Source organism: [Mannheimia] succiniciproducens MBEL55E (assembly GCF_000007745.1).
GTDB classification, from domain to species: domain Bacteria; phylum Pseudomonadota; class Gammaproteobacteria; order Enterobacterales; family Pasteurellaceae; genus Basfia; species Basfia succiniciproducens.
Genome location: NC_006300.1, coordinates 1,507,930 through 1,533,360 on the forward strand (window position 1 = coordinate 1,507,930; position 25,431 = coordinate 1,533,360).

Consider the following 25,431-nt stretch of genomic DNA (forward strand, 5'->3'; position numbering starts at 1 on the left):
TTAAAAGATACGCCGACTTATGAACCAAAAACCAACTGCTATTTTTTTGATGGGGCCTACAGCTTCCGGTAAAACGGATTTAGCCATTCAATTACGCCAGGAACTACCCGTGGAAGTGATTAGTGTGGATTCCGCGCTGATCTACAAAGGCATGGATATCGGTACGGCGAAACCCAGTAAGGAAGAACTTGCTTTAGCACCTCACCGCTTAATTGATATTATTGATCCTGCGGAAAGTTATTCGGCGGCCAATTTCCGCTCGGATGCCCTGCGGGAAATGGCGGATATCACCGAACAAGGAAGAATCCCCTTATTGGTCGGCGGAACTATGCTGTATTACAAAGCTTTGCTTGAAGGGCTTTCGCCGCTTCCGCAAGCGGATGAAAAAGTGCGGTCGAAAATTGAAGAAAAAGCGCAAAAATTCGGTTGGGCGACATTACATAAAGAATTGTCGCTTATTGATCCTGTCTCCGCCGCTCGAATTAATCCCAATGACAGCCAACGAATCAATCGGGCGCTCGAAGTATTTTATATCAGCGGTAAATCCATGACGGAACTGACGGAACAAAAAGGCGAACAATTACCTTACCATATTCTTCAATTCGCTATCGCTCCCGAAGATCGCGCTATTTTGCATCGGCGAATTGAAATGCGCTTTCATAAAATGATTGAGTCGGGTTTTAAGCAAGAGGTGGAAAGACTTTATCATCGGGGCGATTTACATATTGATTTACCGTCTATCCGTTGTGTAGGCTATCGCCAAATGTGGGAACATTTACGCGGTGATTATGATCTTGACGAGGCCGTATTCCGCGGCATTTGCGCCACTCGACAACTGGCAAAACGGCAAATTACCTGGCTGCGGGGCTGGAAGTATCCGATTCAATGGCTGGACAGTTTAAAAAATTCAGAAAATAAAGAAATCATAAAACGAGCGTTTGATTTAACTATGCAAAACGGATAAAAATTGATATATTGACAAACGGAGACAATTAAATTCTCAATTCTCTTTTTATCCACTATAAATATAAGAAGGAAAATAAAATGGCAAAAGGACAATCATTACAAGATCCTTATTTAAACGCATTACGACGCGAACGTATTCCCGTTTCTATTTATTTAGTAAACGGAATTAAATTGCAAGGTCAAATCGAATCATTCGACCAATTTGTGATTTTATTAAAAAATACCGTAAATCAGATGGTTTATAAACACGCAATTTCAACTGTTGTTCCGGCTCGTTCGGTTTCTCATCATAACAACCCTCAACAGCAGCAACAGCACAGTCAACAGACAGAATCGGCCGCACCTGCCGCCGAACCTCAAGCAGAATAATATTGAATAACGACGTCAATATCTCAAAAAGTGCGGTAAATTTTACCGCACTTTCTTCTATCTCCGCTCCGCGTTCGGATCAATCCGACAACGCAATTGTGGTTCATGTATTTTTCTCGCAAGATAAAAATCCTGAAGATCTCGACGAATTTCAACAACTTGCCCAATCCGCCAACGTCAATATTCTGCAGGTGATTACCGCTGCCCGCTCAACGCCTCAGGCGAAATATTTCGTCGGTCAAGGTAAAGCGGAAGAAATCGCCCAAGCGGTTGAAACGCATAACGCCGATGTAGTATTAGTCAATCACAGTCTGACGCCGGCGCAAGCCCGTAATCTTGAAAGCCTGTGCCAATGTCGCGTTGTGGATCGCACCGGATTAATTCTTGATATTTTTGCTCAAAGAGCCCGCTCTCACGAAGGCAAATTGCAGGTGGAATTAGCTCAGTTGAAACATTTAGCCACCCGTTTAGTACGCCGAAAAACAGGCTTGGATCAACAAAAAGGTGCGGTTGGTCTGCGAGGCCCCGGGGAAACGCAATTGGAAACGGATCGGCGGTTAATCAAAGTACGCATAGCGCAGCTGCAAAACCGCCTGGCTAAGGTGGAAAAACAGCGGAATCAAAACCGCCAAACGCGCCAAAAAGCAGATATTCCGACCATTTCTTTGGTAGGTTACACCAATGCGGGCAAATCAACACTATTTAATCGGATTACCCAAGCCAACGTTTATGCCGCCGATCAGTTATTCGCCACCCTCGATCCGACGCTGCGCCGCTTACAAATTCAAGATGTGGGTACAACCATTTTAGCGGATACCGTCGGCTTTATTCGGGATTTACCGCACGACTTGGTTTCCGCCTTCAAATCCACTTTACAGGAAACCACGGAAGCCGGTTTATTGCTGCATATTATTGATGCGGCAGATCCTCGCAAGCTAGAAAATATCGAGGCGGTAAATGCCGTACTGGAAGAAATTAAGGCGGCGGATTTACCTACGCTTTTGGTCTATAACAAAATTGATACGCTGGAAAACCTTGAACCTCATATCGAATATGATGATCAACACATTCCCGTGGCGGTCTATCTTTCTGCCATCTCAGCCGAAGGCATTGATTTGTTATTCGCTGCAATCCGTGAGAAATTAAAAAACGAAATTCTTCATTTGCAGCTGAATCTTTCGCCTAACGAGGGGAAAATTCGCCATCAACTTTATCTGCTTGATTGCATTCGTCGGGAAGAAATTTCCGATCAGGGCGAATTTTTACTGGAAATTCAAATTGATAAGATACAATGGCTGAAATTAGCGAAAAAATTCCCGCAGTTGGAAAAGTGCGGTAAAAATCTCTAAAATTTTGTGCTTAACAAAAACGGGCACCGCAGCCATACAACATCTACTTGTATAACTGCGGTATAATTTTAGACTATTTCAAACGTTCAAACCCGGCTTTTAAATCTTCAATTAATTCATTCACATCTTCAAAACCAATATGAATACGGATTAATGTTCCTGTCAGTTTACGCTTAATATTCGGGCGAATAGCGGCTATATCCGCCGGTTGATTATAAAGAATTAACGACTCAAAACCGCCCCATGAATACGCCATGCTGAATAATTTGAAATTATCCATAAAACGTTCAAGTTTTTCGCGACTCAATTGTTCTTTTAATTCAAAGGAGAATAACCCGGCGGAACCGGTGAAATCCCGTTTGAAGAATTCATGTCCCGGGCAACTCGGCAAAGCGGGATGAAAAACCGCCTTAACTTCCGGCTGTTCGGCAAGCCATTGTGCCACCTTAATACTACTTTCGGTGTGTTGTTTGAAACGTACGGCAAGGGAACGAATACCTCGGGCGGTGGTATAAGCGGTATCCGCGTCCACCATTTGCCCCATTAAATAGGAATTTTCCCGCAGTTGATCCCAACAACGGGCGTTAGATACGGCTGTGCCAATCATCACATCGGAGTGTCCTACCAAATATTTAGTACCCGCCTGAATGGAAATGTCGATGTCATGTTCCAGAGCTTTAAATAAAATGCCGCCCGCCCAAGTGTTATCAATCATAATTACGATTTCAGGATTGATCTTACGCACCGCTTTAACGATATTCGGCACATCAGGCACTTCAAAAGTGAGCGAACTCGGGCTTTCTAAAAATAAGACTTTAGTGTTAGGCTGAACTAGTTCGGCGATTTTCTCGCCGTCCATCGGGTCATAATAGGTAGTGCTCACATTCATTTTACTCAGAATTTTGTTACAAAAATCCTGTGTCGGCTCATAGGCGGCACCCGTCATCAGAATATTATCACCGGATTGGACGAAGGCTAAAATTGCATTGGTCACCGCCGCCGCACCGCAGGGATAAAGATAACAGCCTGCGCCGCCTTCCATTTCGCACATTAAATCCTGCAAGGCAAAATGAGTTAAGGTGCCGCGACGACCGTAAAATAATGCCTGCTTGGCACGGTTAACGGTTGCTTGTCGTTTATCTGCGATACTATCGAAAACCAATGAAGATGCGCGTTGCACCACCGGATTTACACTACCCTGGCTAACGCGTTTGCTACGACCGGCGTGAACCAGCGTCGTTGCAAGTGAATATTTGTTTGACATAATACTTCCTGTTTTTTTAATGTTAGATAACGATAATTAATTTGATAGATAAAATCAACTATTCAAATTGACTTCTTTTTCTTAGAATAGCAATTGTTGATTTTGCGATGATTTACGAAAGTACGCAAAATATTCATTCGATTATTCTATTAGGAGATTAAACATGGTATTAGTTACACGTCAAGCACCGGACTTTACATCAGCAGCCGTTTTAGGCAACGGCGAAATTGTTGATAACTTCAATTTCAAACAACACATTGCTGGTAAACCGGCGGTAATTTTCTTCTATCCGTTAGACTTTACTTTCGTTTGCCCGTCTGAATTAATCGCATTTGATCATCGTTATGAAGAATTCAAAAAACGCGGTGTTGAAGTGGTTGGCGTTTCAATCGACTCTCAATTTACTCACAACGCATGGCGTAATACCGCGGTAGATCAAGGCGGTATCGGTCAAGTTCAATATGCTTTAGCAGCAGACACTAAACACGAAATCGCAAAAGCATACGGCATTGAACATCCGGAAGCCGGCGTGGCATTACGTGCCTCTTTCTTAATCGATGCAAACGGCGTAGTTCGTCACCAAGTTGTGAACGATTTACCGTTAGGCCGTAATATCGACGAAATGTTACGTATGGTTGACGCTTTACAATTCCACGAGCAACACGGTGAAGTTTGCCCTGCTCAATGGGAAAAAGGCAAAGAAGGTATGAAAGACAGCCCGGAAGGCGTTGCAAAATACTTAAAACAAAACGCCGACAAACTATAATTGCAGATTTACTTAGCTGTTTGATTATTAGGAACTGTTTTAAGCCACACATTTGTGTGGCTTTTTTTATGAAAAATCGGCTAACGCTTTCAATAAGACCAGGATATGACTTGCCGCAGGTCAGTAGGGTGGGCTTGCCAGCCCACCATTACAATCTAATATTGCAAACAGCTACGCTTATTGCAAAATCTAAAGTGCGGTGGAAATTTTGAAAAATTTTACCGCACTTTTTGCTTTATAAAAATTCTACAATGGCGGCTAACGCTTTCAATAAGACCGGGATATGGCTGTGTCGCACATCTTTAACGGCAGTCAGCAAAATAACCTGCGGATGTTCTTTCTCCAGACGTTTAAGCATTATCAATCCTTTTTGCGGCAATTCGTTACCTAATTCCAGTTGATAACGGAGCACAAATTCTCCATAATTTTCCTGCGGATTTTCATGATAAAACCGGCGTAACTCATGACTCGGGCACACATCCTTTAGCCATAGGCAATGGGCAAATTTTTCTTTATTTACGCCCCGCGGATAAAGCCGATCCACAAATACCGCGCAATCATTTTCCATAGGTTCAAAATCATAAATCCGCTGAACTTTAAACATGTTCTCTCCTATTAACAGGCTTTAATTATTTTGCGAAAGGTAACGGTTTTCAGTGGTTTCCGGTTCTAAATCCAATTTTTCCATTAGCAGTCTATCGCAATCTTCTTCCGCATTGCCGGTAACCAGCAATTTATCGCCATAAAAAATGGAGTTGGCACCCGCCATAAAACACATCGCCTGCATTTCCTCCGACATGCCTTGTCGCCCGGCGGATAAACGCACATAACTTTTTGGCATGGTTATTCTTGCAACCGCAACCGTGCGGACAAATTCGGTCCAATCCAATTCCTGCGCATCCGAAAGCGGCGTACCTTCGACTTTAACCAATTGATTAATCGGCACGGATTCCGGTTGCGGATCTAAATTAGCCAGGCTTGCAATAAAGCCCGCCCGCTCTTTACGGCTCTCATTCATCCCGATAATACCGCCGCAACACACTTTTAACCCGGCTTTACGTACTTTCCCCAGGGTATTTAAGCGATCGTCAAAACCGCGGGTACCTATTACTTTATTATAATGTTCCGGAGAAGTATCTAAATTATGGTTGTAATAATCTAATCCCGCCTCTTTTAAATCTTCCGCCATACCATCATCTAATAATCCGAAAGTTCCGCAGGTTTCTAACCCCAATGCTTTCACCGCTTTAATAATTTCGGTCATTTTGGCGATGTCTTTCGGTTTAGGTCCCCGCCAAGCGGCCCCCATACAGAAACGGCTTGCACCGCGGGACTTAGCAATTTTAGCTTTTTCAACAATATCTTCGACATTTAATAATTCCTGCTTCTGCACGCCGGTTTGATAGCGAGCGGATTGGGGACAATAACCGCAATCTTCCGGACAACCGCCGGTTTTGATTGACATTAAGGTCGAGAGTTGAATGGCTTGCGGATTAAAATTTTCACGATGAACTAAAGCCGCACGATGCACTAATTCTAAAAACGGCGTTTCGAAAAGCGCCTCCACCTTACAAACAGACCAATATTCCACCTGAGGATGAGGTGTATTCGAATAAAGTTGTAATGTTGTTTTCATCTCAAATCCTTATGTTAGTAACGCATTGCAAGGTATTTTATCTCTTGCTATTTGAAGTTTTCTAATACATAGCTACCGTTTCCGAGCTATTTTAGATCATTATTCTTTGCAAAATGCCCGTTTTCAACGGTCAAAATTCTGTCTATTCGTCCTTGTAGTTCGCTCGGTTGATGAGTGACGATCAGCAAAGTGAGTTTTTTTTCATTACAAAGTTGCGAAAGCAAATCGAGCATTTCCGCTCTTAATGCCGGATCCAATGCGGAAAAAGGTTCGTCCAGCAATAAAATCGGCTTATCGCGCAATAAACAACGCGCTAATGCCACCCGCTGCTTCTGCCCGCCGGAAAGCGCGGTGGGTTTTCTATCTAAAAATCGGCTTAAACCGACCGCACTTGCGGTTTGTCGAACCAGTGATTGTTCGGCGGCGCTAAGTTTTAAATCGGGCTTTAGCCCTAAAGCGATATTTTGTTCAACGGTTAAATGGGTAAACAAATTATTTTCCTGAAACAACATGGATACGGGGCGTTCATAAGGTTCCGTATAAGTATGGTTTACGCCGTTCAACCAAATTTCGCCGTCATCCGCCCGTTCAAAACCGGCGATAAGATTTAATAATGTGCTTTTCCCCGCTCCGCTGGCACCGATAATCGCTACCCGCTCCTGCGGTTTAATATGAATATTAAAATTCATCGGCATAGTTTTATAATTAAAATATACCCGTTCAAGTTTTATCATTCGCGTTCTCGTTTTTATCTGAATTTTTAGCGCCTTCGACCAGTATAAAGATAAGCAGGCACATTAAAAGTAAAACCAATGCCGTAACGGCGGCTTGATCTCCTCGATAACTGCCCAACTGCTGATAGAGCAAATAAGGCAAAGAAGAAAATTGCTGGCTGCCGAATAGCGCAATCGCCGTAAAATCACCCAAAGATAAGGTACAGGCTAAGGCAAAAGCGTATTTTATCGGCTGGGCGAGTTTGTGTTGCTCGATCAGGCGAAAACGTTGCCAGCCCCGAATACCCAGCGATTGACATAATTTTTCGTAATACTGCATATTGTTATTCATGGCGGGCGCAAGAATTCTGATCACAAACGGCATTGCCGAAAAAGCGTTACACATCACCATGACGACAAATAAATGCGCGGTACCAAATTCCATTTTTTGCAACAGTAAAAACAACCCGACAGCTAAAATTAAACCGGGCACAGCTAATATCAACATACCTAAGTTCATAATAACATTGGCAATTTTCGTTAAATGCAGCCATACCAGACGGCGTGATAGCAACAACAATCCCATTGACATTAACAGCGATAAACAGGCGGAAAGCGGCGCGATGGTGAAAGAAAAGCCCATTGCCCGCCAAAGCTGCGGATCTTGCCAGGCGGAAATAAACTCTTCAGCGCTAAATGCGGCAGCAACAATATTAACCAACGGTAATAAAATAAACAAACCGACAAGAATCAACACCAAAATTTGCCAAATTTTGACCGCACTTGATTGTTTTGCAATCCATAACTCTTTGTAACTTAAATTTGTTTCGGGCGCGGCGCTGAATAACGTACTCAGCCCAAATAAAGTAAAACAAAAAACAAATTGCAATAAGGCGAAAAGCGCCGCCTTAGCTAAATCAAAATCAAAAATGATCGCCTGATAAATCGCTACTTCAAGGGTTGTGTATTTAGGACCGCCGCCCAGAGTTAACACAATTGCAAAGCTCGTAAAGCAAAGGGTAAAAATCAGCATAAAAACAGGGAGTAACTGTTGTCGCAGATAAGGCAGTTCAATTAAACGAATAAACTGCCATCCCCGCAAATTCAATTGTGCGGCAAGCTGGCGCTGCTGATTGGGAATATTGTGCAACCCTTGCAGAAACATTCTGACCGCCAACGGAATATTGAAAAATAAATGGGCGATTAAAATGCCCGATAAACCGTAAATATCAGGCCGCCACTGAATATGGACGGCTTGCAGAAGTTTAACCGCCCAACCTGAAGAACCGTAAATGCCGAGCAATCCGAAAATCGCTACCAAAGAAGGCAATACAAAGGTGAGAGAAAAAATCTTTAAGAGAAAATCCTTGCCTTTAAAGGACTGATAAAAAAAAGCCCGGGCAAAAATACCGCCGATAAAAACCGATAAAAACGCCGAAAGGCTCGCCTGCCCGAAGCTGAATAGCAAAACCCGATGTAAATAATCGTCTTGCCATAAATTCCGCCAAGGGTAAGGCTCTCCCGTATTGAACACCGCTTGCAAAGCGCCGCCGTACACACAAACCAGTAACAATAGAACCGACAATCCTGCGGCATATTGGCTTGGGCGCATAATATGCCGGCGAGAGAACCATTTATTCATAAAATTATTTACTTAACGCCCGCTGCCAGACTTCAATCCAGTGTTTTATTTGCTCTGCGCTAACCGATAAAGTATCAATAGTCTTACCCTGCATTACCGCATTTTTTAAAGCGGCATAATGCGGTTCAAGATCACCCTCTACTACCGGTAGCATAACACCTTTGGTAATAATGATATTTTGAATTTCGGGCTTGAGCAAAAAGGCTAAAAATTCATCGGCACATATATTATGTTTGCCGGCAATTTTGCCCGCAAAATCAATTTGTAAGGTCTCGCCTTCACTGAATTCCGTCGCCGCATAATTCTCTTTTTGATCGGTTAATAAATGATAGATTGGCGAGGTATTATTACTTAAAACCAAATCACCCTCCCCTTTCAAAAAGGTACCGTAAGTTTCGGACCAGCCCTTACCGACGGTTAAAGTATGCTTTTGTAATTGTTGCCAGGCTTTTTCCACTTGCTCCGGAGGATAAATCTTATTCATCCAAACCAGTAACCCGCGCCCGATACTGCTGGTTCTCGGATCCTGATATATCACCTTTAAATCTTCACGTTCTACCAATTCTTTCAAACTTTCGGGCGGATTTGTTAATTTGCTTTTATCATAAATAAAAGCATATTTAGAAAATTCATAAGGTACGAATGTAGTGTTTTTCCATTCGACAGGCAAAGACAATCGACTAAAATCCACCTTTGCCGGTGCGAATAAGCCTGTTTTTTCAGCGGCTTCAAGCTGATGATTATCCATTCCCAGCACGATATCGGCTTTTGTGTTTTTCCCTTCTAAACGCAAACGGTTTAACATTGTGGTACGGCTGTCAAAAGATTGAATTGTCACTTGGCATTGAGGATAAGCCCGTTCAAACTGCGCTTTCACTTCGGGCGCCGGCCCCCAATCCGCGGCAAAATATTCTTCCGCATAAATATGAAGAGGTTGAACGGCACTTAATCCGTAATCGGATATAAAAAGTGCGGTCAAAAAAAGAAAAGTTTTCAATTTAGACATAAAAAATCCTTTAATCAAAATTAAAGGAATTTAAGTGCGGTCAAATTCTGCCGAATTTTTATTTAACCTTTCTCAAATCCCTACGCTGTAATTAATCAGATCAGGTTCTACGAGTTTCTCTCAGCCTCCGAAGAAGCACCCCGTTGAGAACAGAATTTAGTTTAATCTTTTACACAAAATAAGCAAGCCGAAATTAGCGGATTTATCGCCCGATACAAATGCTGTTAAACACAAAAAACGCCCTTGAAAAAACGGGAATTAATAGCGGCATACTCAAATTTAAAATTCGCGAGAATTTTAGAACAAAACCGACCTCAGTTCTAATCATTAAATATAATAATGATTTATCAGGAATTATAATAATAAAGCCCGTATTTACGGGCTTGTTTAATTATTTGGTAAGGAATAAAGCGGCTGCACCACGCACACCGCCGGAATCGCCGTATTTGGCTTTTTTAATTACCGGCACTTTCGCACTGCGCATAAGATGTTTTGGTAACGCCTTCGGCAAGGCTTCATAGAGATAATCAAAATTAGATAATCCGCCACCGAGTACTATTACATGCGGATCCAGCGCCGTAATAATATTACCTAAAGAAATCGCACAAAGCTCAATAAAAAGTCCGACAAAATCTACCGCAGTTTTATCCGCAGCATAGAACCGCTCAATAATTTCTTTGGCAGAAAGCGCTTCACCTTTTAAATCACGGTATAACATTTCGAATCCGCGACCCGATAAATAAGTATCCAAACAGGCGCGATTACCGCAACCGCAATCATAAATCGGCGCTTTATCCCAACCCAGCAATTTCAAGGCGTGGTAGTTTAACTGCAAATGACCTAACTCCCCCGCCATTCCGATTTGACCGGAATGAACTTTGCCGTTGAAAATAAGCCCGCCGCCAAAGCCCGTACCGAGAATTAAACCTAAGACAAACGGATATTGTTGGTTTTCTTCATCCCAGGCTTCGGAAAGCGCAAAACAGTTGGCATCATTTTCGGCGCGAACCTCGCGCCCTAAACGTTCGGATAAATCCTTAATAATAGGTTTATTATCCGCTACACGAATATTGGTAATTTCCGCAATACCGGTTTCATGATTAACGAACCCCGGCAAACCTAATCCGACGGAACCTTTACAAGCAAATTTTTGGTCGGCTTTTTCAACCAAATTTACAATGACATCCAGCCACTGTTCATAGCTGTCTTTCGGTGTTTCAACCCGTTCGGTATATTGTCTTTCAAGCTTATCATTAAATACGGCAAGCTCAATTTTAGTACCGCCAATATCAAATCCGTATAGCATAATCATCCTCAAAAATAGACTATTTTTCCAAGTTATCCCGTTTTTCACGGGGTAATCTGTAATAGTATATTCTTCTATTTAACAGAAATCCATTTTCCTTGTTGTGCACTTTCAATAATTGTATCCACAATATGTACAATTTGGGCGCCGTCTTTAAACATCGCAAATTTTGCCGTATCCTGCTGCGGATCTTTACCTTCAGCAATGAATGCATAAAATGCCAGCATCATGTTTTTAAAAGCATCAGGCCAACCTTCGATATGTCCGCCGGGAAAATGGTTATAAGCCCGTACCGCAGGATTAACCAGACTTGGATCGTCACATAAAATTTGGTTTGCCTGTTGACGGTAACCGATTTTCAGATATTGCGGGGTTTCCTGTTCCCAATGCAATGATTTTTCGCTACCGCTTATATCAAAAGTCAAATCGTTTTTATGTCCCGCACTGACCTGCGAAACCGTAAACGACCCTTTTGAACCGTCTTCGAATCGCACTAAAACGGAAGCGTAATCTTCCGTTTCCACCGGTTTTAATTCGTATGACGAATCAGCATTTACCGTAACAAAACTTTCTACTTGCTTGCTGGCCTTGCGGGTTGAATAAACGATACTCATATCGGCAAAAACTTCTTTGATTTTTTTGCCGGTGACAAATTGTACCGTATCGCACCAATGAGAACCGATATCCGCCACCGTACGGGATTTACCGCCGACTTTCGGATCCACCCGCCAGTTGTAATCGGTTTCAAGTAACATCCAATCTTGTAAATAATGCCCGTTAACGGCAAATACTCGCCCGATTTGTTGATCACGAACCATATCAGCCGCTTGCTGTACCATGGCAAAATTCCGGTAAACAAATCCCACTGCTGTGGTTACGCCTTGTTGTTCTGCTAATGATGTCAATTCATCCGCTTCCTGTGAAGTCAAACAAAGAGGTTTTTCCGAAAAAACGTGTTTGCCCGCCAGGATGACTTTTTTGTTAATCGCAAAATGAAGATGATTCGGCGTACAGTTGTGCACGACTTGAATATCCGGATTTGCCAATAATTTATCCACGCAGTCATAAGCCAACGGGATATTCAGTTCTTTGGCTTTTTGTTCTGCCAATTGCTGGTTGTTCTCCGCCAGCGCAATCACATCCACAAAACCGAGACGGCGAATGGCCTCAATATGAGCCGCGCCGATAAATCCGGTTCCGATGATACCTACGTTAATTTTTTTCATTCATCGCTCCCTTATTTTAATCCCAACATAATTTTTGCCTGTTCGCTATCGTCGCCCGTATCGGCGAAATTGTCGAAACTCTTTTCCGCAACGGGAATAATGTGTTTTTGAATAAATTCCGCGCCTTCTTTGGCACCTACGGCGGAATCTTTCATACAACATTCCCATTCCAAAACCGCCCAGCCCGTATAGTCGTACTGTGTCAGTTTCGAGAAAATAGCTTTAAAATCAATTTGTCCGTCGCCGAGGGAACGGAAATGTCCCGCCCGTTCCAACCAGTTCTGATAACCGCCGTAACAGCCGGATTTGGCGGATTTAACGAATTCCGCGTCTTTCACGTGAAAGGCTTTGATTCGTTCGTGGTAAAAATCAATAAACTGCAAATAATCCATGTTTTGTAACAACATATGGCTCGGATCATAAAGAATATTACAACGAGGATGACGATTAAGTTTGTCTAAAAAGCGTTCGAAGGTCACTCCGTCATGTAAATCTTCCCCCGGATGTAATTCATAACATAGGTCTACGCCTTGTTCGTCAAAATAATCCAAAATCGGTTTCCAACGTTTGGCCAATTCATCAAAGGCTGTTTGAATTAATTGTTCTTTGCGTGGCGGCCAGGGGTAAAAATACGGCCATGCCAACGAGCCGGAAAAAGACGCATGAGCGTTTAATCCCAGGCGTTTGGAGGCGACCGCCGCCTGTTTAATTATATTTACCGCCCACAGCTGCCGCGCTTCACTGTTACCACGCACTTGTTCCGGTGCGAATCCGTCAAAAGCCGTATCATAAGCCGGATGAACCGCAACCAGCTGTCCTTCCAAATGGGTAGATAATTCACTAACGATCAAACCGTATTGCGCTAAAATACCTTTTACTTCATCGCAATAAGTTTGACTTTGCGCCGCTAATTCCACATCAAAAATATGTTTGTGATTGCAGGGAATCTGCAAAGCTTTAAATCCTAACCCGGCAGCCCATTGCGCCAGGCTGTCCAACCGGTTAAAGGGCGCTTTATTATCAATGAACTGAGCCAAAAATAAACCGGGGCCTTTAATAGTTTTCATGTTATGCCTCCCGTTTATCTTCTTTGTAGTTAAAGAAAATGAAGAAAATCACGGAAATTACTACCGCACTTATAGCAGGGATCCACCAGAATGTACTCCATGTGGAAACGTCGGTATTATCCGCAAACATATTATTGTATAAACCGCCTGAAATTTGTGAGCCAAGCAACATACCCAAACCGTAAGTGAATAACACCACCAGGCTTTGTGCTTGTCCGCGGATTTTTTCATCCGCAACTTTATCGGTGTACATAAAGCCGACCACAAAGAAGAAGTCGTAACATATACCGTGCAATAAAATACCTAAGTAAACCGCCCAGCGGATTTCTTCGCTTACCCCCAGGGCAAAGAAGGCATAACGCAGGAACCAGGCAAGCATACCTGCCAATAGCATATATTTCACGCCGAGGCGTTTAAAGAAAAACGGAATCAGCAGCATGAAAACAATTTCAGACATTTGTCCCATAGACATTAAACTGCCGATTTTTTCAAACCCTACCGCATCTAAGAACGGCGCAGCATAAGCATAATAAGTACCTAGCGGAATGGAAATTAAAGTTGCACAAATAGCAAAGACTAAGAAATGCGGAATTTTAAATAATGCAATCGCATCAGCGCACATTAAATCCCGCATAGAGAACGGTTTGCCTTTTGCCGGCGGCGGTGTATTCGGCAAAGTAAAGCTGTACAGACCTAAAATTAACGAACAAATTGCGGCTACTTGGAAAATTGCCGGGCTGGCGGAAAGGTCTGCCTGACCGATAAATAAACCGGCAACAATCCAGCCGATGGTACCGAAAACACGAATAACCGGGAAGGATTTTTCACTGTCTGCAAGGCTGTGGAAAGCAATATTATTAGTTAATGCGACGGTAGGCATATAACAAAGCATATAAGCCAATAAAGCAAAAACTAACGTACCGCCCTGTTGACCGGTGATAAATTCAGGGATGAACCATAAAATCGCTGCACCGATTAAATGCAGAACCGCCAGCACTTTTTCTGACGGGAAAAATCTATCCACCAACATACCTAAAATAAACGGTGAAATAATCGAGGCTATCGGTCCCATAGAAAAGGCATCGCCAATCAGGGTCGATAAATCATATTTGGTCATCACAATACCCAAGGTGACCGACCAGGATCCCCAAATAAAAAATTCCATGAACATCATCAAGGATAATCTAGGTACAATTAATGCGGGTTGTTTGGTTTCAGTATTCATATTACCTCCTAAAGTAATCGATTACAAAATACTATAAACATAAAGTAATCGATTACATTTTAATTTGGAAGAATAAAATACAGAATCTGTGATCCTATTCACAAAATATTTAACTGGATTGCCGTTTTATAAACGTCCAAGGTAATAAGTGATGTACCCTCTTCACAGATGAGGTCGAATCGATTTGTTGCAACAATAAAGAAAACGCCATTTCTCCGATTTCTTTACAGGGCTGCTGAATTGTCGATAAAGAAGGGGTAGTAATTTGGCTAATGTCAATACCATCAAATCCGACTACGGCGATATCTTCGGGAATAGCGACATTTAGCTCGTTTAACCCGTTAATCACACCGGCAGCTAATACATCGGAGATTGCTAAAATAGCATCCGGACGTTGTGCATTCTTAAGTAAAGAAAGTACCGCCTCTTTACCCGAAAGATAGTCTAATTCATCGGCATAAATAATCTCGCAGTAAGCTAAACCATGGCGTTTTAAACCGTCAAGGTAACCCAATTCTCGATGTTGGGCATATTGGTAGGATAAATCATGATTAATTAAAGCAATGCGTTTTTTTCCCGTTTTCACTAACTGATCAATAACGAATTCCGTTGCCGAAATATCATCAATACTTACGGAAGAGACGGATGAATCGGGATCATATTCGGCACATTGAACCCAAGGCGCATCCCCTATAATATTCTGCAATTCCGGTAATTCGGAAATAGCATCCATAGTAATAACGCCGTCTACCATCTTACCGGAAAGCAACTGTAAACATGAACGCGAGCGTTCAAGATCGGATTCGGTATTGCACAATAAAATACGATAACCGTTCTTTTCCGCTTCCCGCTCAATACCTTTTACCACTGCTGCGCAGAAAGGGTTGGCTATGTTGGAAACCATAGCTAAAATCATACCTGTTCTTGAAGTACGCAATTGCCGGGCTAACAAATTAGGCTGATAATTTAATGCTTTAATTGCAGCCAATACCTTCTCTTTATTAACAGCTTTCACAGACGGCGAATCGTTTAAAACCCGAGAAACCGTTGCAACAGACACGCCGGCTAATTTCGCTATTTTTTGAACAGACATAATTTTCTCATTTAATTAAGCATTTATTCACAGGCTAATCCCTTGGAAATAAACGTTTTTTCTCTAAAAATACAAATAATGCGCAATGCAATACCCAAGCGATAAGCGTGCTTATTAATAAATCCAACGGATAATGCATACCTAACCGTAAACGGCTAACCAGCATCAAAAAGGCCCAAAGTGCGGTTAAAATTAGCAGAATTTTGGCGCCCGAAGAAGTTTGTCCCAATAATCGGAAAAACCCCGCCGCCAGCAACAGCCAACTCACTGCAAAAATCGTATGCCCGGATGGAAATGAGTAGCTCACTTCGTTTTCACGGTGTTCTACCAGCCAACCTGGGGTTTCCGCTCTGGAGGAATAATAATCCGTAACGATCGATTGACGTTGCTCTTTCGTTTGATCATAGAAATATTCTGTTGAAATGTCTGAGTTTGCGGCTAATTCCACCACATAAGGGCGGGCTTCGGCAAAAACATGTTTTAAACCTGTTTTAAGCCCCTGAGTCACCACCATAGAAACAGCCATAATGGCAACCACTGCTACCCATTGTTTTTTTGTTTTCGCAAAAGGAAAAAATAAAAGGGCGAATACACCGCAGGTAATAATAGCATAAGGCGAACTACCGGTTTCCGTTAACCAATACAAAAAATAATCAAATTGCGTTAGTGCAGCATCACCTTGCCAATGCCAGCCAGAAATCCATACAAAAATCGGGACAAGACAAAGCAACAAAGTATATAATGACAAACGTTTTAACATAATGAAATTTTCCCTAAATATTGAAAGGGTGCATTTTAACATTAGATACATAAAAAGTAGATAGAAGAAATAAGGATTTGTTATATGTCAAAAATTCAACGTGTTGCAGAAGCCAATCTTCCCACCGAGTTTGGGCTTTTCCGCATTGTAGGATTTGAATTTCCGGATACTAAAAAAGAACATGTGGCACTGGTAATGGGCGATATTAGCAATAGTGAAGAAAACCCCGTGTTAGCCCGTATTCATTCCGAATGCTTAACCGGCGATGCATTACACAGCTTAAAATGCGATTGCGGTTTTCAACTGAGCACAGCATTACGTCAAATCAGCGAAGCGGGGCGCGGCGTATTGATTTACCATCGCGAAGAAGGGCGAGGAATCGGCTTAATCAACAAAATCCGGGCATATTCATTGCAAGATAACGGAATGGATACTATCGAAGCAAATCTGGCGCTGGGCTTTGCCGCCGACGAACGGAATTTCAAAGTTTGCGCGGATATTTTTGAATTATTAGGTATCTGCAAGGTTCGCCTGTTAACAAACAACCCCGCAAAAATCGACACCATGAAAAAAGCGGGCATCAACGTAGTTGAACGAATTCCGCTAAATGTCGGCGAAAACCGCTACAACACCGGATATCTGGACACCAAAGCAAAAAAAATGGGCCATTACATCGTACACGACAATGAAAAACATTATTTAGATTGCCCGTATTGCCAATCTGAAATCCCCAATAAGAAATAAATATAAAGCCCTGATAACGGGGCTTTGTTTTAAGCATAAATAATCACATTCAATATTTAACAATCTTTTCTGTCATTGAGTCAGTTAATTATTAAGTTGAAACTTCTAACTTTACTAACCGCCCATAAATCCGTACAATAACCGCGTTTTTCGAAGGTATTTTGCCATAATCCATTTACACTTGACGAGTGATTAACTCGTCTGATAAATATGAATCATTTAAAATCTTTCTTTACCGCTCTTGTTGCGGGCTTTATTTTAACGGCTTGTTCGTCGCTTGATATTAGCGACACGCGCCCGGCTGATGTTAAAACTATCGATAAATCCGATATACAATGGCAGCAACATCTCAAACAAATCAAACAAATTCAGCATTACAGCAGTCAAGGGCAAATCGGTTATATCAGTAGTAAAGAACGCTTTTCCAGCCGTTTCGAATGGAATTACGCCGCACCCACCGATTACACACTGAAACTTTATTCAACTATCAGTTCCACCAGTCTGGTAATGCAAATGCATAATACGGGCATGACCATTTCAGACAACAAAGGCAACCGGCGTTCCGAAGCGGATGCGAAAGCCTTAGTACGTGAAATCATCGGTATGGATGTGCCGCTTGAGCAATTTGCTTACTGGCTGAAAGGTCAGCCCGATGAAAAAGCCGATTATCAGGTAGGCGAAAATCATTATTTGGCGAGTTTTACTTATCCGTTAGACGGTACGGTTTGGTCCGCGGATTATTTAAACTATCACGAAGAAAAACAGCCGGCATTGCCTAAAGATATTTTGCTGAAAAATGCCAACCAAACGCTGAAAATTCGTGTGGATAACTGGACATTCTAACCGGCTATGAAAACTCATCAATTTTCTACCGCACTTTTTTCCGATTATAAGCAAGGGGATAGCTTTAATTTCCCTTGCCCTGCGAAATTAAATCTATTTTTATATATCAACGGGCGGCGCACCGACGGTTACCATGAACTGCAAACCTTATTCCAGTTTTTAGATTATGGCGATTGGCTCTCAATTAAAGTCCGCAATGACGGTAAAATCCGTCTCACCCCTGAAATTCCCGATTTAAAAACCGAAGATAATTTAATTTATCGGGCGGCAAAATTATTACAACAAAAAACGGCTTGCCGGTTAGGTGCGGATCTGCATTTAGACAAAGTGTTGCCTATGGGCGGCGGCGTTGGCGGCGGTTCATCCAATGCGGCAACGGCATTGGTTGCGTTAAACTATCTCTGGAAAACCGGCTTATCTGTTAACGAGCTTGCCGAATTAGGCTTAAAACTCGGTGCGGACGTACCTATTTTCGTCCACGGTAAAGCCGCTTTTGCCGAAGGTGTCGGTGAAAAAATCACCTATTGTGAGCCTCCTGAAAAATGGTATGCGGTAATTAAACCGAATGTATCTATTTCCACCGCCAAAGTTTTTTCCGAACCTGATTTAACCCGTGACACCAAGAAAAAACCGCTTGAGCAATTACTACAACAAGAATATACAAACGATTGCGAAAAAGTTGTGAGAAAACTTTATCCGGAGGTTGAAGAACTGCTCCGCTGGTTGGTAAAATACGCACCATCAAGATTGACGGGGAGCGGTGCTTGCGTATTTGCTGAATTTGCTGATGAACAATCGGCGCAAACCGTATTTAATTTAAAATCTAAACAGTTTTCCGGTTTTGTTGCGCAAGGATTAAACGTTTCTCCATTACATAAAATGTTGGAACAATTAAACCGACAGAATCACGGTTAATTTTAATTAACTCTAATTTCAAACCCTTAATTACAATCTAAACCTGAGGTTATTAAATAAAATGCCTGACATTAAACTCTTCGCTGGTAATGCTACGCCAGAACTAGCAAAACGAATTTCCGAACGCCTGTATATTTCATTAGGTGATGCTACCGTAGGTCGTTTTAGCGATGGCGAAATTCAAGTTCAGATCAATGAAAACGTGCGTGGTAGCGACGTGTTCATTATCCAATCAACTTGTGCACCAACCAATGACAATTTAATGGAATTGATTGTAATGGTTGATGCCTTACGTCGTGCGTCAGCCGGTCGTATTACAGCGGTTATTCCTTATTTCGGTTATGCGCGCCAAGACCGCCGCGTACGTTCCGCCCGTGTGCCGATTACCGCTAAAGTGGTGGCAGACTTCTTATCAAGCGTAGGTGTTGACCGCGTATTAACCTGCGACCTGCACGCAGAACAAATTCAAGGTTTCTTTGACGTACCGGTAGACAACGTGTTCGGTTCGCCTGTTTTAATTAACGACATTTTGAAAAAAACCGATTTAGAAAACCCAATCGTCGTATCACCGGATATCGGCGGTGTAGTTCGTGCCCGCGCAGTTGCCAAATTATTGAACGATACGGATATGGCGATTATCGACAAACGTCGTCCTAAAGCAAACGTATCGCAAGTTATGCACATTATCGGTGATGTTTCCGACCGTGACTGTATCTTAGTCGATGATATGATCGATACCGGCGGCACCTTAGTAAAAGCGGCAGAAGCCTTAAAAGAACGCGGTGCGAAACGCGTATTTGCTTATGCAACCCATGCCGTATTCTCCGGTTCCGCAGCGCAAAACATTGCCAACCCGGCATTAGACGAAGTGGTTGTAACGGATACTATCCCGCTTTCCGCCGAAATCAAAGCCTTAGGCAAAGTGCGTTCATTAACTCTTTCGGCAATGCTTGCGGAAGCTATTCGCCGCATCAGCAATGAAGAATCAATTTCTGCCATGTTTGACGCTTAATTAAACCGGATTATAAAAAACAAAGGGCGCTATATAGCGCCCTTATTGTTACTTGATTATTTTGTATTTTCAGCAATATCGATTTATTACATAATATTATTCGAAGTTTCCGTAAAGGCGCCATACCAGACATCCTTTTAAAAATCAGGAAAAATCGACCGCACTTTTGCCTTAAATATTAAAGCTGCTCCAGCATGCCGATGATCATAGCGGAAGACTGTTTTGCTGCAATCGGGAGAAATTCTTCAAAAGACATGCCGGCTTGCCCGTCACCCGCATCGGAAATCGCGCGGACGACCACAAAAGGAACCCGGAACACATGGCATACCTGCGCAATCGCAGCCGCCTCCATTTCAACGGCGGTCACATTAGGGAAATCCGCTTTAATTTGCGCTAAACGTTCGCCGCCGGCAATAAAACTATCACCTGAACAAATTAACCCGCGTTTTACATTATGCCCTTGCGCCTGCGCCACCTGTTTTGCAAGCGCGGTCAGTTTTTCGTCAGAAATAAAGGTTGCCGGGCAGGCGGGCAACTGTCCTTTTGCATAACCGAAAGCCGTGACATCCGCATCGTGATAAGCGGTTTCGGTAGAAATAACAATATCACCGACTTTTAAACCGTCCGCTACCCCGCCGGCAGATCCGGTGTTTAACACGACATCCGGTTTGGCTAATTGTAATAATGCCGTTGTGCCGATAGCCGCCGCCACTTTACCGATACCCGATTGCAATAACGCTACTTGTTTGCCGTTGATTAGCCCTTCATAAATAGTGCAACCTGCTACTTGGGTGACAGTTTGGTTTCGCATTAAATTTGCAAGAATTTCAACCTCTTGCTTCATAGCGCCGACAATGCCGATTTTCATAAATTTTCCTTATTTTGAATGTGTTGCGGTGGAAACGGCCGAAAGCTCGTGAACTAAAAAATCAAGCACCGCAAAAGTATAATCATCATTATATAACGTACTGTTTGTCAGCACGTATTTTCCGCCGATTACCACAAAGGGATAGGTAAATACACCGTATTTTTCCGTACGATAAATAGCTTCGCTTACCTGCCGGCGAATTTCTGCCGATTGATAAATATCGGTAAACAGCTTTTCATCCACATTTTGCTGCTTTAAATAAGCAAGCAGATTTTCAAATTTTGTTAACTCGCGATAACGTTCGATATCAGTAGTCTCAAACAGCAATAACTCTGCAATATCCTCGTGATTCATCCGTTTTAAACTGTAATAAACCTGCGCGCTGAAGGTGGTTTCTTTGGTCGCTATAGGGTATTCTTCCACCACCACTTTATTGGGATTAATTTTGCTATAAAGCTCCAGAATATCCAGCGTATTCACACAAACCCTGCAATCATAATCAAAAAACGATTGAATCAGAATTTTGCCGTCCCGGCGGTTTTCCGTGTGTATAGGCGTGCTGTAAGAAAAATAATCCTGCCCGTCCTGAAACTCATTTTTCGCCGCTCTATTTCCCGGACTTGCGATTGCTTGAGCCGCATGAGTACCGGCGGTATTCTTCTGAGCGAATACCGCTGGCGCTAAACAGACTAAAAATAAATAACAGCAGAATTTTATTTTCATACTAAACACAAAATTTAATAAAAAATTACCGCACTTTTCGGCTAACTGCGCGGTTGAATATAATCAACCAGCAGTTGAACGTCTCGATTGCCGCGAAATTCGTTTATCTCCAGTTTATAAGCCAATACTGCTGTGCGAATCGAAAGGTCGGGATAATAACGGGTATCAATGTTAAATGCAATAGCATCGAACAATGGCCCGCCGTTTACCGGCTCAACCAGCATTTTCAAATGTTTCTCACCCACCAATCGTTGCTGTAAAATACGAAACTCGCCGTCAAATATAGGTTCGGGAAACGCCTGTCCCCAAGGTCCCGCCTGTTTTAACAACTCGGCGGTATTCATATTCATCATTGTTTGCGGCAAATCGCCGTCGGTCCAAACTATGCCTTGCAGCATATCTTTGTCCAGCCAATCCGTCACCACCTGATTAAAACTGCGCTGAAAATCCGCAAATAATTCTTCTTTAATGGTTAACCCCGCCGCCATAGCATGACCGCCGAATTTCACAATCATATCGGGGTACAACGTATTTATGCGCTCAAGCGCATCACGCATATGCAAGCCCTCAATAGAACGGGCGGAACCTTTTAACAACCCGTTCTGATCCTGCGCAAACGCCACCACAGGGCGATGAAACTGATCTTTAATGCGGGAAGCCAAAATGCCCAATACGCCCTGGTGCCAGTCCGCCTGATAAAGAGCAATGCCCGTCGGTAATTCGGTTTTAAGTGCGGTCAGATTTCGGCAAATTTCAAGGGCTTCCGCTTTCATACCCTGTTCGATTTCTTTACGGGTTTGGTTTAAGCCGTCCAGTTCTAACGCTAAGGCGCGGGCTTGTTCCATAGAATCCGCCAACAGCAGTTCGACACCTACGGACATATTATCCAACCGCCCCGCCGCGTTTAAGCGCGGTGCAATCGAATAGCCGAGATCACTGGCGGATAATTGCGAAATATCTTTATTTGCCACTTCAATCAATGCCCGAATACCGTAACGGCAGCGTTCGGCTCTAATACGGGCTAAGCCTTGATGAGCCAGAATCCGGTTATTTTGATCCAAGGGCACAACATCCGCAATGGTACCGAGCGCTACCAAATCTAAAAGTTCGGTAAAATTAGGCTGCGTTTTTTCATTAAATTCGCCCGACTCGCGCAATTTTGCACGCAACGCCAGCATTAAATAAAACGCGACCCCCACTCCAGCCAAAGCTTTCGAAGGAAAATGACAATCCGCTAAATTCGGATTCACAATTGCATCCGCAGCAGGCAATATTTCCGGCGGTAAATGATGATCGGTAATCAGCACCCGTACGCCACGCCCTTTCAAAAACGCCACACCGTCGAGAGAAGAAACGCCGTTATCCACTGTAATCAACAGTTCGACGCCTTTTGCTAACGCCATTTCCGCCACTGCAACACTTAGCCCGTAACCCTGCTCAAAACGGTTCGGCACAAGATAATCCACATCGGTAAAGCCCAACTGGCGAAGCGCGCTCACGGTCAACGCCGTACTGGTTGCGCCGTCCGCATCGAAATCCCCGACAATAATCACTTTTTGCTGTTTTTCACGAGCGGTTATCAATAGTTGAACAGCTTGGTCAATACCTTGTAACTGATTAGGCGCCAGCATGGAATGCAAAGTGCGGTCTAATTGTTGGGAATTTTTTATATGGCGGGAACGATACAGGCGATCCAATAAGGGATCGGCGCAAACAGCCGAACCATGTGGAATCGTACGACGTTGGATAAGCTTATTCACAGGATAAATACAATCTAAAATAACGGAAATACATTTAATTAAACCGCTGTAAATCAACCGAATACTACGGAGATTTTCACTAAGCCGGTCCTAAAATAATTGGTGGGCTAATAAGCCCACCCGAATAATATGTCTGGATTATTTTACGCTTTCTAAAGCGGATAATAATTCTTTCGGTGGTAAATAGCCGCCGATTAATTCACCGCTTCGGGTCACAATACTCGGCGTACCGCGAACACCGAATTGAACGCCCAATTCATAATGTTTTTTCGTGATATTCACCGCTTTTAATTCTTTCGGCGGATTGCCTTTTTCCGCTTCGTCTAATGCAAATGCGGGATCTTTAGCGGTAAAAATCGCTTCCATTTCTTTTGCCGTTTTCGTTCCTAAACCGCCGCGCGGAAAAGCTAAATAACGAATGGTAATACCTAAATCGTTATATTCCTTGATTTCACTATGTAATTTTTGACAATAGCCACAAGTAATATCCATAAAAACGGTCACCACGTGTTTTTCATTTTTTGCAGGATAGACAATCATTTCGTTTTTATAGCTTTCTAATGTCGCTAACAAAGCTTTGCCGGTTACATCCACCGGCCCTTTATCCGTTAATTCGAATAATTTACCTTGCAACACATATTTACCGTCTTCGGTGGTATAAAGAACGCCTTCGTTCGTTACTACGGTTTTAATACCTGAAATAGGTGAGTCTTTCACTTCAATATTGGTTGCGCCTAATTTTTTTAATTGAGTTGTAATTTGCGCATTATCAGCCGTAGCTGCCATTGAAATAGCCATTAATGAAAGTGCGGTTACAAATTTCTTCATTTTTCTGTTCCTAAATCAGTAGATAAAGTACAAATTATAAAAAGATTACCAAATTGTGCAAGGAGATAATAAGGATTTGTTGAAAAAATATGCTATATACAATTAGCCTTCGAGAAGACCTACCAAATTAACGCAAAATAACCTATAATTGCGGTTTATTTTGACAACTCAAAAACAAGAAAATGTTTGAAATTAATCCTGTAAAAAACAAAATTGCAGACTTAGCCTCTCGCACTGACGTGCTGAGGGGGTATCTTTGACTTTGATGCGAAAGTAGAACGCCTGGAAGAAGTCAATGCCGAATTGGAACAACCTGACGTATGGAACGAACCGGAAAAAGCGCAGGCTTTAGGAAAAGAGCGTTCCGCATTGGAAACCGTTGTGAACACCATTAAAAAGCTCGATCAGGGGCTGGAAGACGTTGACGGACTATTGGAATTAGCCGTTGAAGGAGAAGATGAAGAAACCTTTAACGAAGCCGTTACCGAATTAGACGAATTGGAACAGCAGTTGGCTAAATTGGAATTCCGCCGGATGTTCAGCGGCGAGCACGATGCCTGCGACTGTTATATCGATCTGCAAGCGGGTTCCGGCGGCACGGAAGCGCAGGACTGGACGGAAATGCTGTTACGTATGTATTTGCGTTGGGCGGAAAGCAAAGGCTTTAAAACCGAATTGATGGAAGTCTCCGACGGCGATGTAGCCGGTTTAAAATCCGCTACGGTGAAAGTATCAGGCGAATATGCGTTCGGCTGGCTACGCACCGAAACGGGCATTCACCGTTTAGTGCGCAAAAGCCCGTTTGACAGCAATAACCGTCGTCACACCTCTTTTGCCGCCGCCTTTATTTATCCTGAAATTGACGATGATATTGATATTGAGATCAATCCGGCAGATTTGCGTATCGACGTATATCGCGCCTCCGGAGCCGGCGGGCAACACGTAAACCGGACGGAAAGTGCGGTACGGATTACCCATATTCCAAGCGGCATTGTAGTGCAATGTCAAAACGATCGTTCTCAGCATAAAAATAAAGATCAATGTATGAAGCAATTGAAAGCGAAACTTTATGAAATGGAATTGCAAAAGAAAAACGCAGATAAACAGGCGTTGGAAGATTCAAAATCGGATATCGGCTGGGGCAGCCAGATTCGTTCCTATGTGCTTGATGATTCCCGCATCAAAGATCTGCGTACAGGCGTAGAAAACCGCAATACCCAAGCGGTATTGGACGGCGATCTAGATCGTTTTATCGAAGCCAGTTTAAAAGCGGGATTGTAATCGTACTACTCCATATCAAATTCAATCAAATATTAAAAAAATAAAGGGTGGACAAGCATACCCATCCGA

25 protein-coding genes and 1 riboswitch are annotated in these 25,431 nt (G+C 42.8%); of the genes, 9 read left to right on the forward strand and 16 right to left on the reverse strand.

All coding sequences use genetic code 11. The annotated features are described in order from the left end of the window. The first annotated feature begins 19 nt into the window (after positions 1-19). The 3 genes from miaA (at position 20) to hflX (ending at position 2,684) form a co-directional block, all read left to right on the forward strand. Positions 20-964: a tRNA (adenosine(37)-N6)-dimethylallyltransferase MiaA gene (miaA, locus tag MS_RS06905; RefSeq protein ID WP_011200690.1), complete on the forward strand. Its 945-nt coding sequence runs from the start codon at positions 20-22 to the stop codon at positions 962-964. An 80-nt stretch (positions 965-1,044) separates the two neighbouring features. Continuing rightward, positions 1,045-1,335: an RNA chaperone Hfq gene (gene hfq, locus MS_RS06910; RefSeq protein ID WP_011200691.1), complete on the forward strand. Its 291-nt coding sequence runs from the start codon at positions 1,045-1,047 to the stop codon at positions 1,333-1,335. A 2-nt stretch (positions 1,336-1,337) separates the two neighbouring features. Further along, positions 1,338-2,684 carry a ribosome rescue GTPase HflX gene (gene hflX, locus MS_RS06915; RefSeq protein WP_011200692.1) on the forward strand — a complete coding sequence of 449 codons (1,347 nt, stop codon included), beginning with the start codon at positions 1,338-1,340 and terminating at the stop codon, positions 2,682-2,684. 73 nt (positions 2,685-2,757) lie between these two features. Here the strand turns inward: hflX and metC are convergent, their stop codons facing one another. Beyond that, positions 2,758-3,948 (reverse strand): cystathionine beta-lyase, encoded by a 1,191-nt coding sequence (gene metC / locus MS_RS06920; RefSeq protein ID WP_011200693.1) that lies wholly within the window; start codon positions 3,946-3,948, stop codon positions 2,758-2,760. A 163-nt stretch (positions 3,949-4,111) separates the two neighbouring features. Here metC and MS_RS06925 point away from each other — a divergent pair, with 163 nt between their 5' ends. Beyond that, positions 4,112-4,714 (forward strand): peroxiredoxin C, encoded by a 603-nt coding sequence (locus MS_RS06925; protein WP_011200694.1) that lies wholly within the window; start codon positions 4,112-4,114, stop codon positions 4,712-4,714. A gap of 235 nt (positions 4,715-4,949) precedes the next feature. On the opposite strand, the gene MS_RS06930 is transcribed toward MS_RS06925, so the two are convergent. The 11 genes from MS_RS06930 to MS_RS06980 form a co-directional block, all read right to left on the reverse strand. Continuing rightward, positions 4,950-5,318 (reverse strand): DUF488 domain-containing protein, encoded by a 369-nt coding sequence (locus tag MS_RS06930; RefSeq protein ID WP_011200695.1) that lies wholly within the window; start codon positions 5,316-5,318, stop codon positions 4,950-4,952. Between the two features lie 21 nt (positions 5,319-5,339). Then, a complete protein-coding gene (bioB, locus tag MS_RS06935) occupies positions 5,340-6,350 on the reverse strand; it encodes a biotin synthase BioB (protein WP_011200696.1) in 1,011 nt (336 codons plus the stop codon). An 86-nt stretch (positions 6,351-6,436) separates the two neighbouring features. Then, complete coding sequence (gene thiQ, locus MS_RS06940) at positions 6,437-7,084, reverse strand: thiamine ABC transporter ATP-binding protein (protein ID WP_011200697.1); 648 nt, start codon at positions 7,082-7,084, stop codon at positions 6,437-6,439. Continuing rightward, complete coding sequence (gene thiP / locus MS_RS06945; RefSeq protein ID WP_011200698.1) at positions 7,071-8,705, reverse strand: thiamine/thiamine pyrophosphate ABC transporter permease ThiP; 1,635 nt, start codon at positions 8,703-8,705, stop codon at positions 7,071-7,073. The genes thiQ and thiP overlap by 14 nt, the downstream gene beginning before the upstream one ends. A 4-nt stretch (positions 8,706-8,709) precedes the next feature. Continuing rightward, positions 8,710-9,711 (reverse strand): thiamine ABC transporter substrate binding subunit, encoded by a 1,002-nt coding sequence (gene thiB / locus MS_RS06950; RefSeq protein WP_041639862.1) that lies wholly within the window; start codon positions 9,709-9,711, stop codon positions 8,710-8,712. A gap of 59 nt (positions 9,712-9,770) precedes the next feature. Continuing rightward, positions 9,771-9,864: riboswitch (TPP riboswitch) on the reverse strand. 238 nt (positions 9,865-10,102) lie between these two features. Then, on the reverse strand, positions 10,103-11,017 hold the full coding sequence (gene nagK, locus MS_RS06955; protein WP_011200700.1) for an N-acetylglucosamine kinase: 915 nt from the start codon (positions 11,015-11,017) through the stop codon (positions 10,103-10,105). Between the two features lie 74 nt (positions 11,018-11,091). Then, a complete protein-coding gene (locus MS_RS06960; RefSeq protein ID WP_011200701.1) occupies positions 11,092-12,243 on the reverse strand; it encodes a Gfo/Idh/MocA family protein in 1,152 nt (383 codons plus the stop codon). Positions 12,244-12,254: 11 nt separating this feature from the next. Next, positions 12,255-13,310 carry a sugar phosphate isomerase/epimerase family protein gene (locus MS_RS06965; RefSeq protein ID WP_011200702.1) on the reverse strand — a complete coding sequence of 352 codons (1,056 nt, stop codon included), beginning with the start codon at positions 13,308-13,310 and terminating at the stop codon, positions 12,255-12,257. 1 nt (position 13,311) lies between these two features. Beyond that, positions 13,312-14,535 carry an MFS transporter gene (locus tag MS_RS06970; protein ID WP_011200703.1) on the reverse strand — a complete coding sequence of 408 codons (1,224 nt, stop codon included), beginning with the start codon at positions 14,533-14,535 and terminating at the stop codon, positions 13,312-13,314. 109 nt (positions 14,536-14,644) lie between these two features. Continuing rightward, entirely contained in the window at positions 14,645-15,628 is a 984-nt protein-coding gene (locus tag MS_RS06975) for a LacI family DNA-binding transcriptional regulator (RefSeq protein WP_011200704.1), read from the reverse strand. Between the two features lie 34 nt (positions 15,629-15,662). After that, on the reverse strand, positions 15,663-16,388 hold the full coding sequence (locus MS_RS06980) for a phosphatase PAP2 family protein (protein ID WP_041639864.1): 726 nt from the start codon (positions 16,386-16,388) through the stop codon (positions 15,663-15,665). 84 nt (positions 16,389-16,472) lie between these two features. On the opposite strand from MS_RS06980, the gene ribA reads away from it, so the two are divergent. The 4 genes from ribA to MS_RS07000 all read left to right on the forward strand — a co-directional run bounded on the left by ribA (position 16,473) and on the right by MS_RS07000 (position 19,902). Beyond that, positions 16,473-17,132: a GTP cyclohydrolase II gene (gene ribA / locus MS_RS06985; protein WP_011200706.1), complete on the forward strand. Its 660-nt coding sequence runs from the start codon at positions 16,473-16,475 to the stop codon at positions 17,130-17,132. Between the two features lie 210 nt (positions 17,133-17,342). Further along, positions 17,343-17,975, forward strand: a complete 633-nt coding sequence (gene lolB / locus MS_RS06990; RefSeq protein WP_011200707.1) for a lipoprotein insertase outer membrane protein LolB — start codon at positions 17,343-17,345, stop codon at positions 17,973-17,975. A gap of 6 nt (positions 17,976-17,981) precedes the next feature. Further along, positions 17,982-18,890 (forward strand): 4-(cytidine 5'-diphospho)-2-C-methyl-D-erythritol kinase, encoded by a 909-nt coding sequence (gene ispE / locus MS_RS06995; protein WP_011200708.1) that lies wholly within the window; start codon positions 17,982-17,984, stop codon positions 18,888-18,890. Positions 18,891-18,951: 61 nt separating this feature from the next. Beyond that, positions 18,952-19,902 carry a ribose-phosphate pyrophosphokinase gene (locus tag MS_RS07000; protein WP_011200709.1) on the forward strand — a complete coding sequence of 317 codons (951 nt, stop codon included), beginning with the start codon at positions 18,952-18,954 and terminating at the stop codon, positions 19,900-19,902. 178 nt (positions 19,903-20,080) lie between these two features. Here MS_RS07000 and MS_RS07005 read toward each other — a convergent pair whose 3' ends face one another. The 4 genes from MS_RS07005 to dsbC all read right to left on the reverse strand — a co-directional run bounded on the left by MS_RS07005 (position 20,081) and on the right by dsbC (position 24,081). Then, positions 20,081-20,770, reverse strand: coding sequence for a 5'-methylthioadenosine/adenosylhomocysteine nucleosidase (locus tag MS_RS07005; protein ID WP_011200710.1), 690 nt, complete (start codon positions 20,768-20,770; stop codon positions 20,081-20,083). Positions 20,771-20,779: 9 nt separating this feature from the next. Continuing rightward, on the reverse strand, positions 20,780-21,493 hold the full coding sequence (locus MS_RS07010; protein WP_041639866.1) for a thiol:disulfide interchange protein DsbA/DsbL: 714 nt from the start codon (positions 21,491-21,493) through the stop codon (positions 20,780-20,782). A 41-nt stretch (positions 21,494-21,534) separates the two neighbouring features. Next, entirely contained in the window at positions 21,535-23,253 is a 1,719-nt protein-coding gene (recJ, locus tag MS_RS07015) for a single-stranded-DNA-specific exonuclease RecJ (RefSeq protein WP_041640215.1), read from the reverse strand. 138 nt (positions 23,254-23,391) lie between these two features. Further along, positions 23,392-24,081 carry a bifunctional protein-disulfide isomerase/oxidoreductase DsbC gene (dsbC, locus tag MS_RS07020; RefSeq protein ID WP_011200713.1) on the reverse strand — a complete coding sequence of 230 codons (690 nt, stop codon included), beginning with the start codon at positions 24,079-24,081 and terminating at the stop codon, positions 23,392-23,394. A 182-nt stretch (positions 24,082-24,263) separates the two neighbouring features. On the opposite strand from dsbC, the gene prfB reads away from it, so the two are divergent. Next, positions 24,264-25,362, forward strand: a protein-coding gene (gene prfB, locus MS_RS07025; protein ID WP_102030678.1) for a peptide chain release factor 2 whose coding sequence is annotated in 2 segments (ribosomal slippage) — positions 24,264-24,338 and positions 24,340-25,362 — 1,098 coding nt in all. Because the reading frame shifts where the segments join, the coding sequence is not laid out codon by codon here. The last annotated feature ends 69 nt before the right edge of the window (positions 25,363-25,431 follow it).

Excerpts from the sequence above, each read along its gene's own strand:
- miaA (WP_011200690.1), top strand. The coding sequence starts at position 20 with ATGAACCAAAAACCAACTGCTATTTTTTTGATGGGGCCTACAGCTTCC.
- hfq (WP_011200691.1), top strand. The coding sequence starts at position 1,045 with ATGGCAAAAGGACAATCATTACAAGATCCTTATTTAAACGCATTACGA.
- metC (WP_011200693.1), bottom strand. The coding sequence starts at position 3,948 with ATGTCAAACAAATATTCACTTGCAACGACGCTGGTTCACGCCGGTCGT.
- MS_RS06925 (WP_011200694.1), top strand. The coding sequence starts at position 4,112 with ATGGTATTAGTTACACGTCAAGCACCGGACTTTACATCAGCAGCCGTT.
- MS_RS06930 (WP_011200695.1), bottom strand. The coding sequence starts at position 5,318 with ATGTTTAAAGTTCAGCGGATTTATGATTTTGAACCTATGGAAAATGAT.
- bioB (WP_011200696.1), bottom strand. The coding sequence starts at position 6,350 with ATGAAAACAACATTACAACTTTATTCGAATACACCTCATCCTCAGGTG.
- thiQ (WP_011200697.1), bottom strand. The coding sequence starts at position 7,084 with ATGATAAAACTTGAACGGGTATATTTTAATTATAAAACTATGCCGATG.
- thiP (WP_011200698.1), bottom strand. The coding sequence starts at position 8,705 with ATGAATAAATGGTTCTCTCGCCGGCATATTATGCGCCCAAGCCAATAT.
- thiB (WP_041639862.1), bottom strand. The coding sequence starts at position 9,711 with ATGTCTAAATTGAAAACTTTTCTTTTTTTGACCGCACTTTTTATATCC.
- nagK (WP_011200700.1), bottom strand. The coding sequence starts at position 11,017 with ATGCTATACGGATTTGATATTGGCGGTACTAAAATTGAGCTTGCCGTA.
- MS_RS06960 (WP_011200701.1), bottom strand. The coding sequence starts at position 12,243 with ATGAAAAAAATTAACGTAGGTATCATCGGAACCGGATTTATCGGCGCG.
- MS_RS06965 (WP_011200702.1), bottom strand. The coding sequence starts at position 13,310 with ATGAAAACTATTAAAGGCCCCGGTTTATTTTTGGCTCAGTTCATTGAT.
- MS_RS06970 (WP_011200703.1), bottom strand. The coding sequence starts at position 14,535 with ATGAATACTGAAACCAAACAACCCGCATTAATTGTACCTAGATTATCC.
- MS_RS06975 (WP_011200704.1), bottom strand. The coding sequence starts at position 15,628 with ATGTCTGTTCAAAAAATAGCGAAATTAGCCGGCGTGTCTGTTGCAACG.
- MS_RS06980 (WP_041639864.1), bottom strand. The coding sequence starts at position 16,388 with ATGTTAAAACGTTTGTCATTATATACTTTGTTGCTTTGTCTTGTCCCG.
- ribA (WP_011200706.1), top strand. The coding sequence starts at position 16,473 with ATGTCAAAAATTCAACGTGTTGCAGAAGCCAATCTTCCCACCGAGTTT.
- lolB (WP_011200707.1), top strand. The coding sequence starts at position 17,343 with ATGAATCATTTAAAATCTTTCTTTACCGCTCTTGTTGCGGGCTTTATT.
- ispE (WP_011200708.1), top strand. The coding sequence starts at position 17,982 with ATGAAAACTCATCAATTTTCTACCGCACTTTTTTCCGATTATAAGCAA.
- MS_RS07000 (WP_011200709.1), top strand. The coding sequence starts at position 18,952 with ATGCCTGACATTAAACTCTTCGCTGGTAATGCTACGCCAGAACTAGCA.
- MS_RS07005 (WP_011200710.1), bottom strand. The coding sequence starts at position 20,770 with ATGAAAATCGGCATTGTCGGCGCTATGAAGCAAGAGGTTGAAATTCTT.
- MS_RS07010 (WP_041639866.1), bottom strand. The coding sequence starts at position 21,493 with ATGAAAATAAAATTCTGCTGTTATTTATTTTTAGTCTGTTTAGCGCCA.
- dsbC (WP_011200713.1), bottom strand. The coding sequence starts at position 24,081 with ATGAAGAAATTTGTAACCGCACTTTCATTAATGGCTATTTCAATGGCA.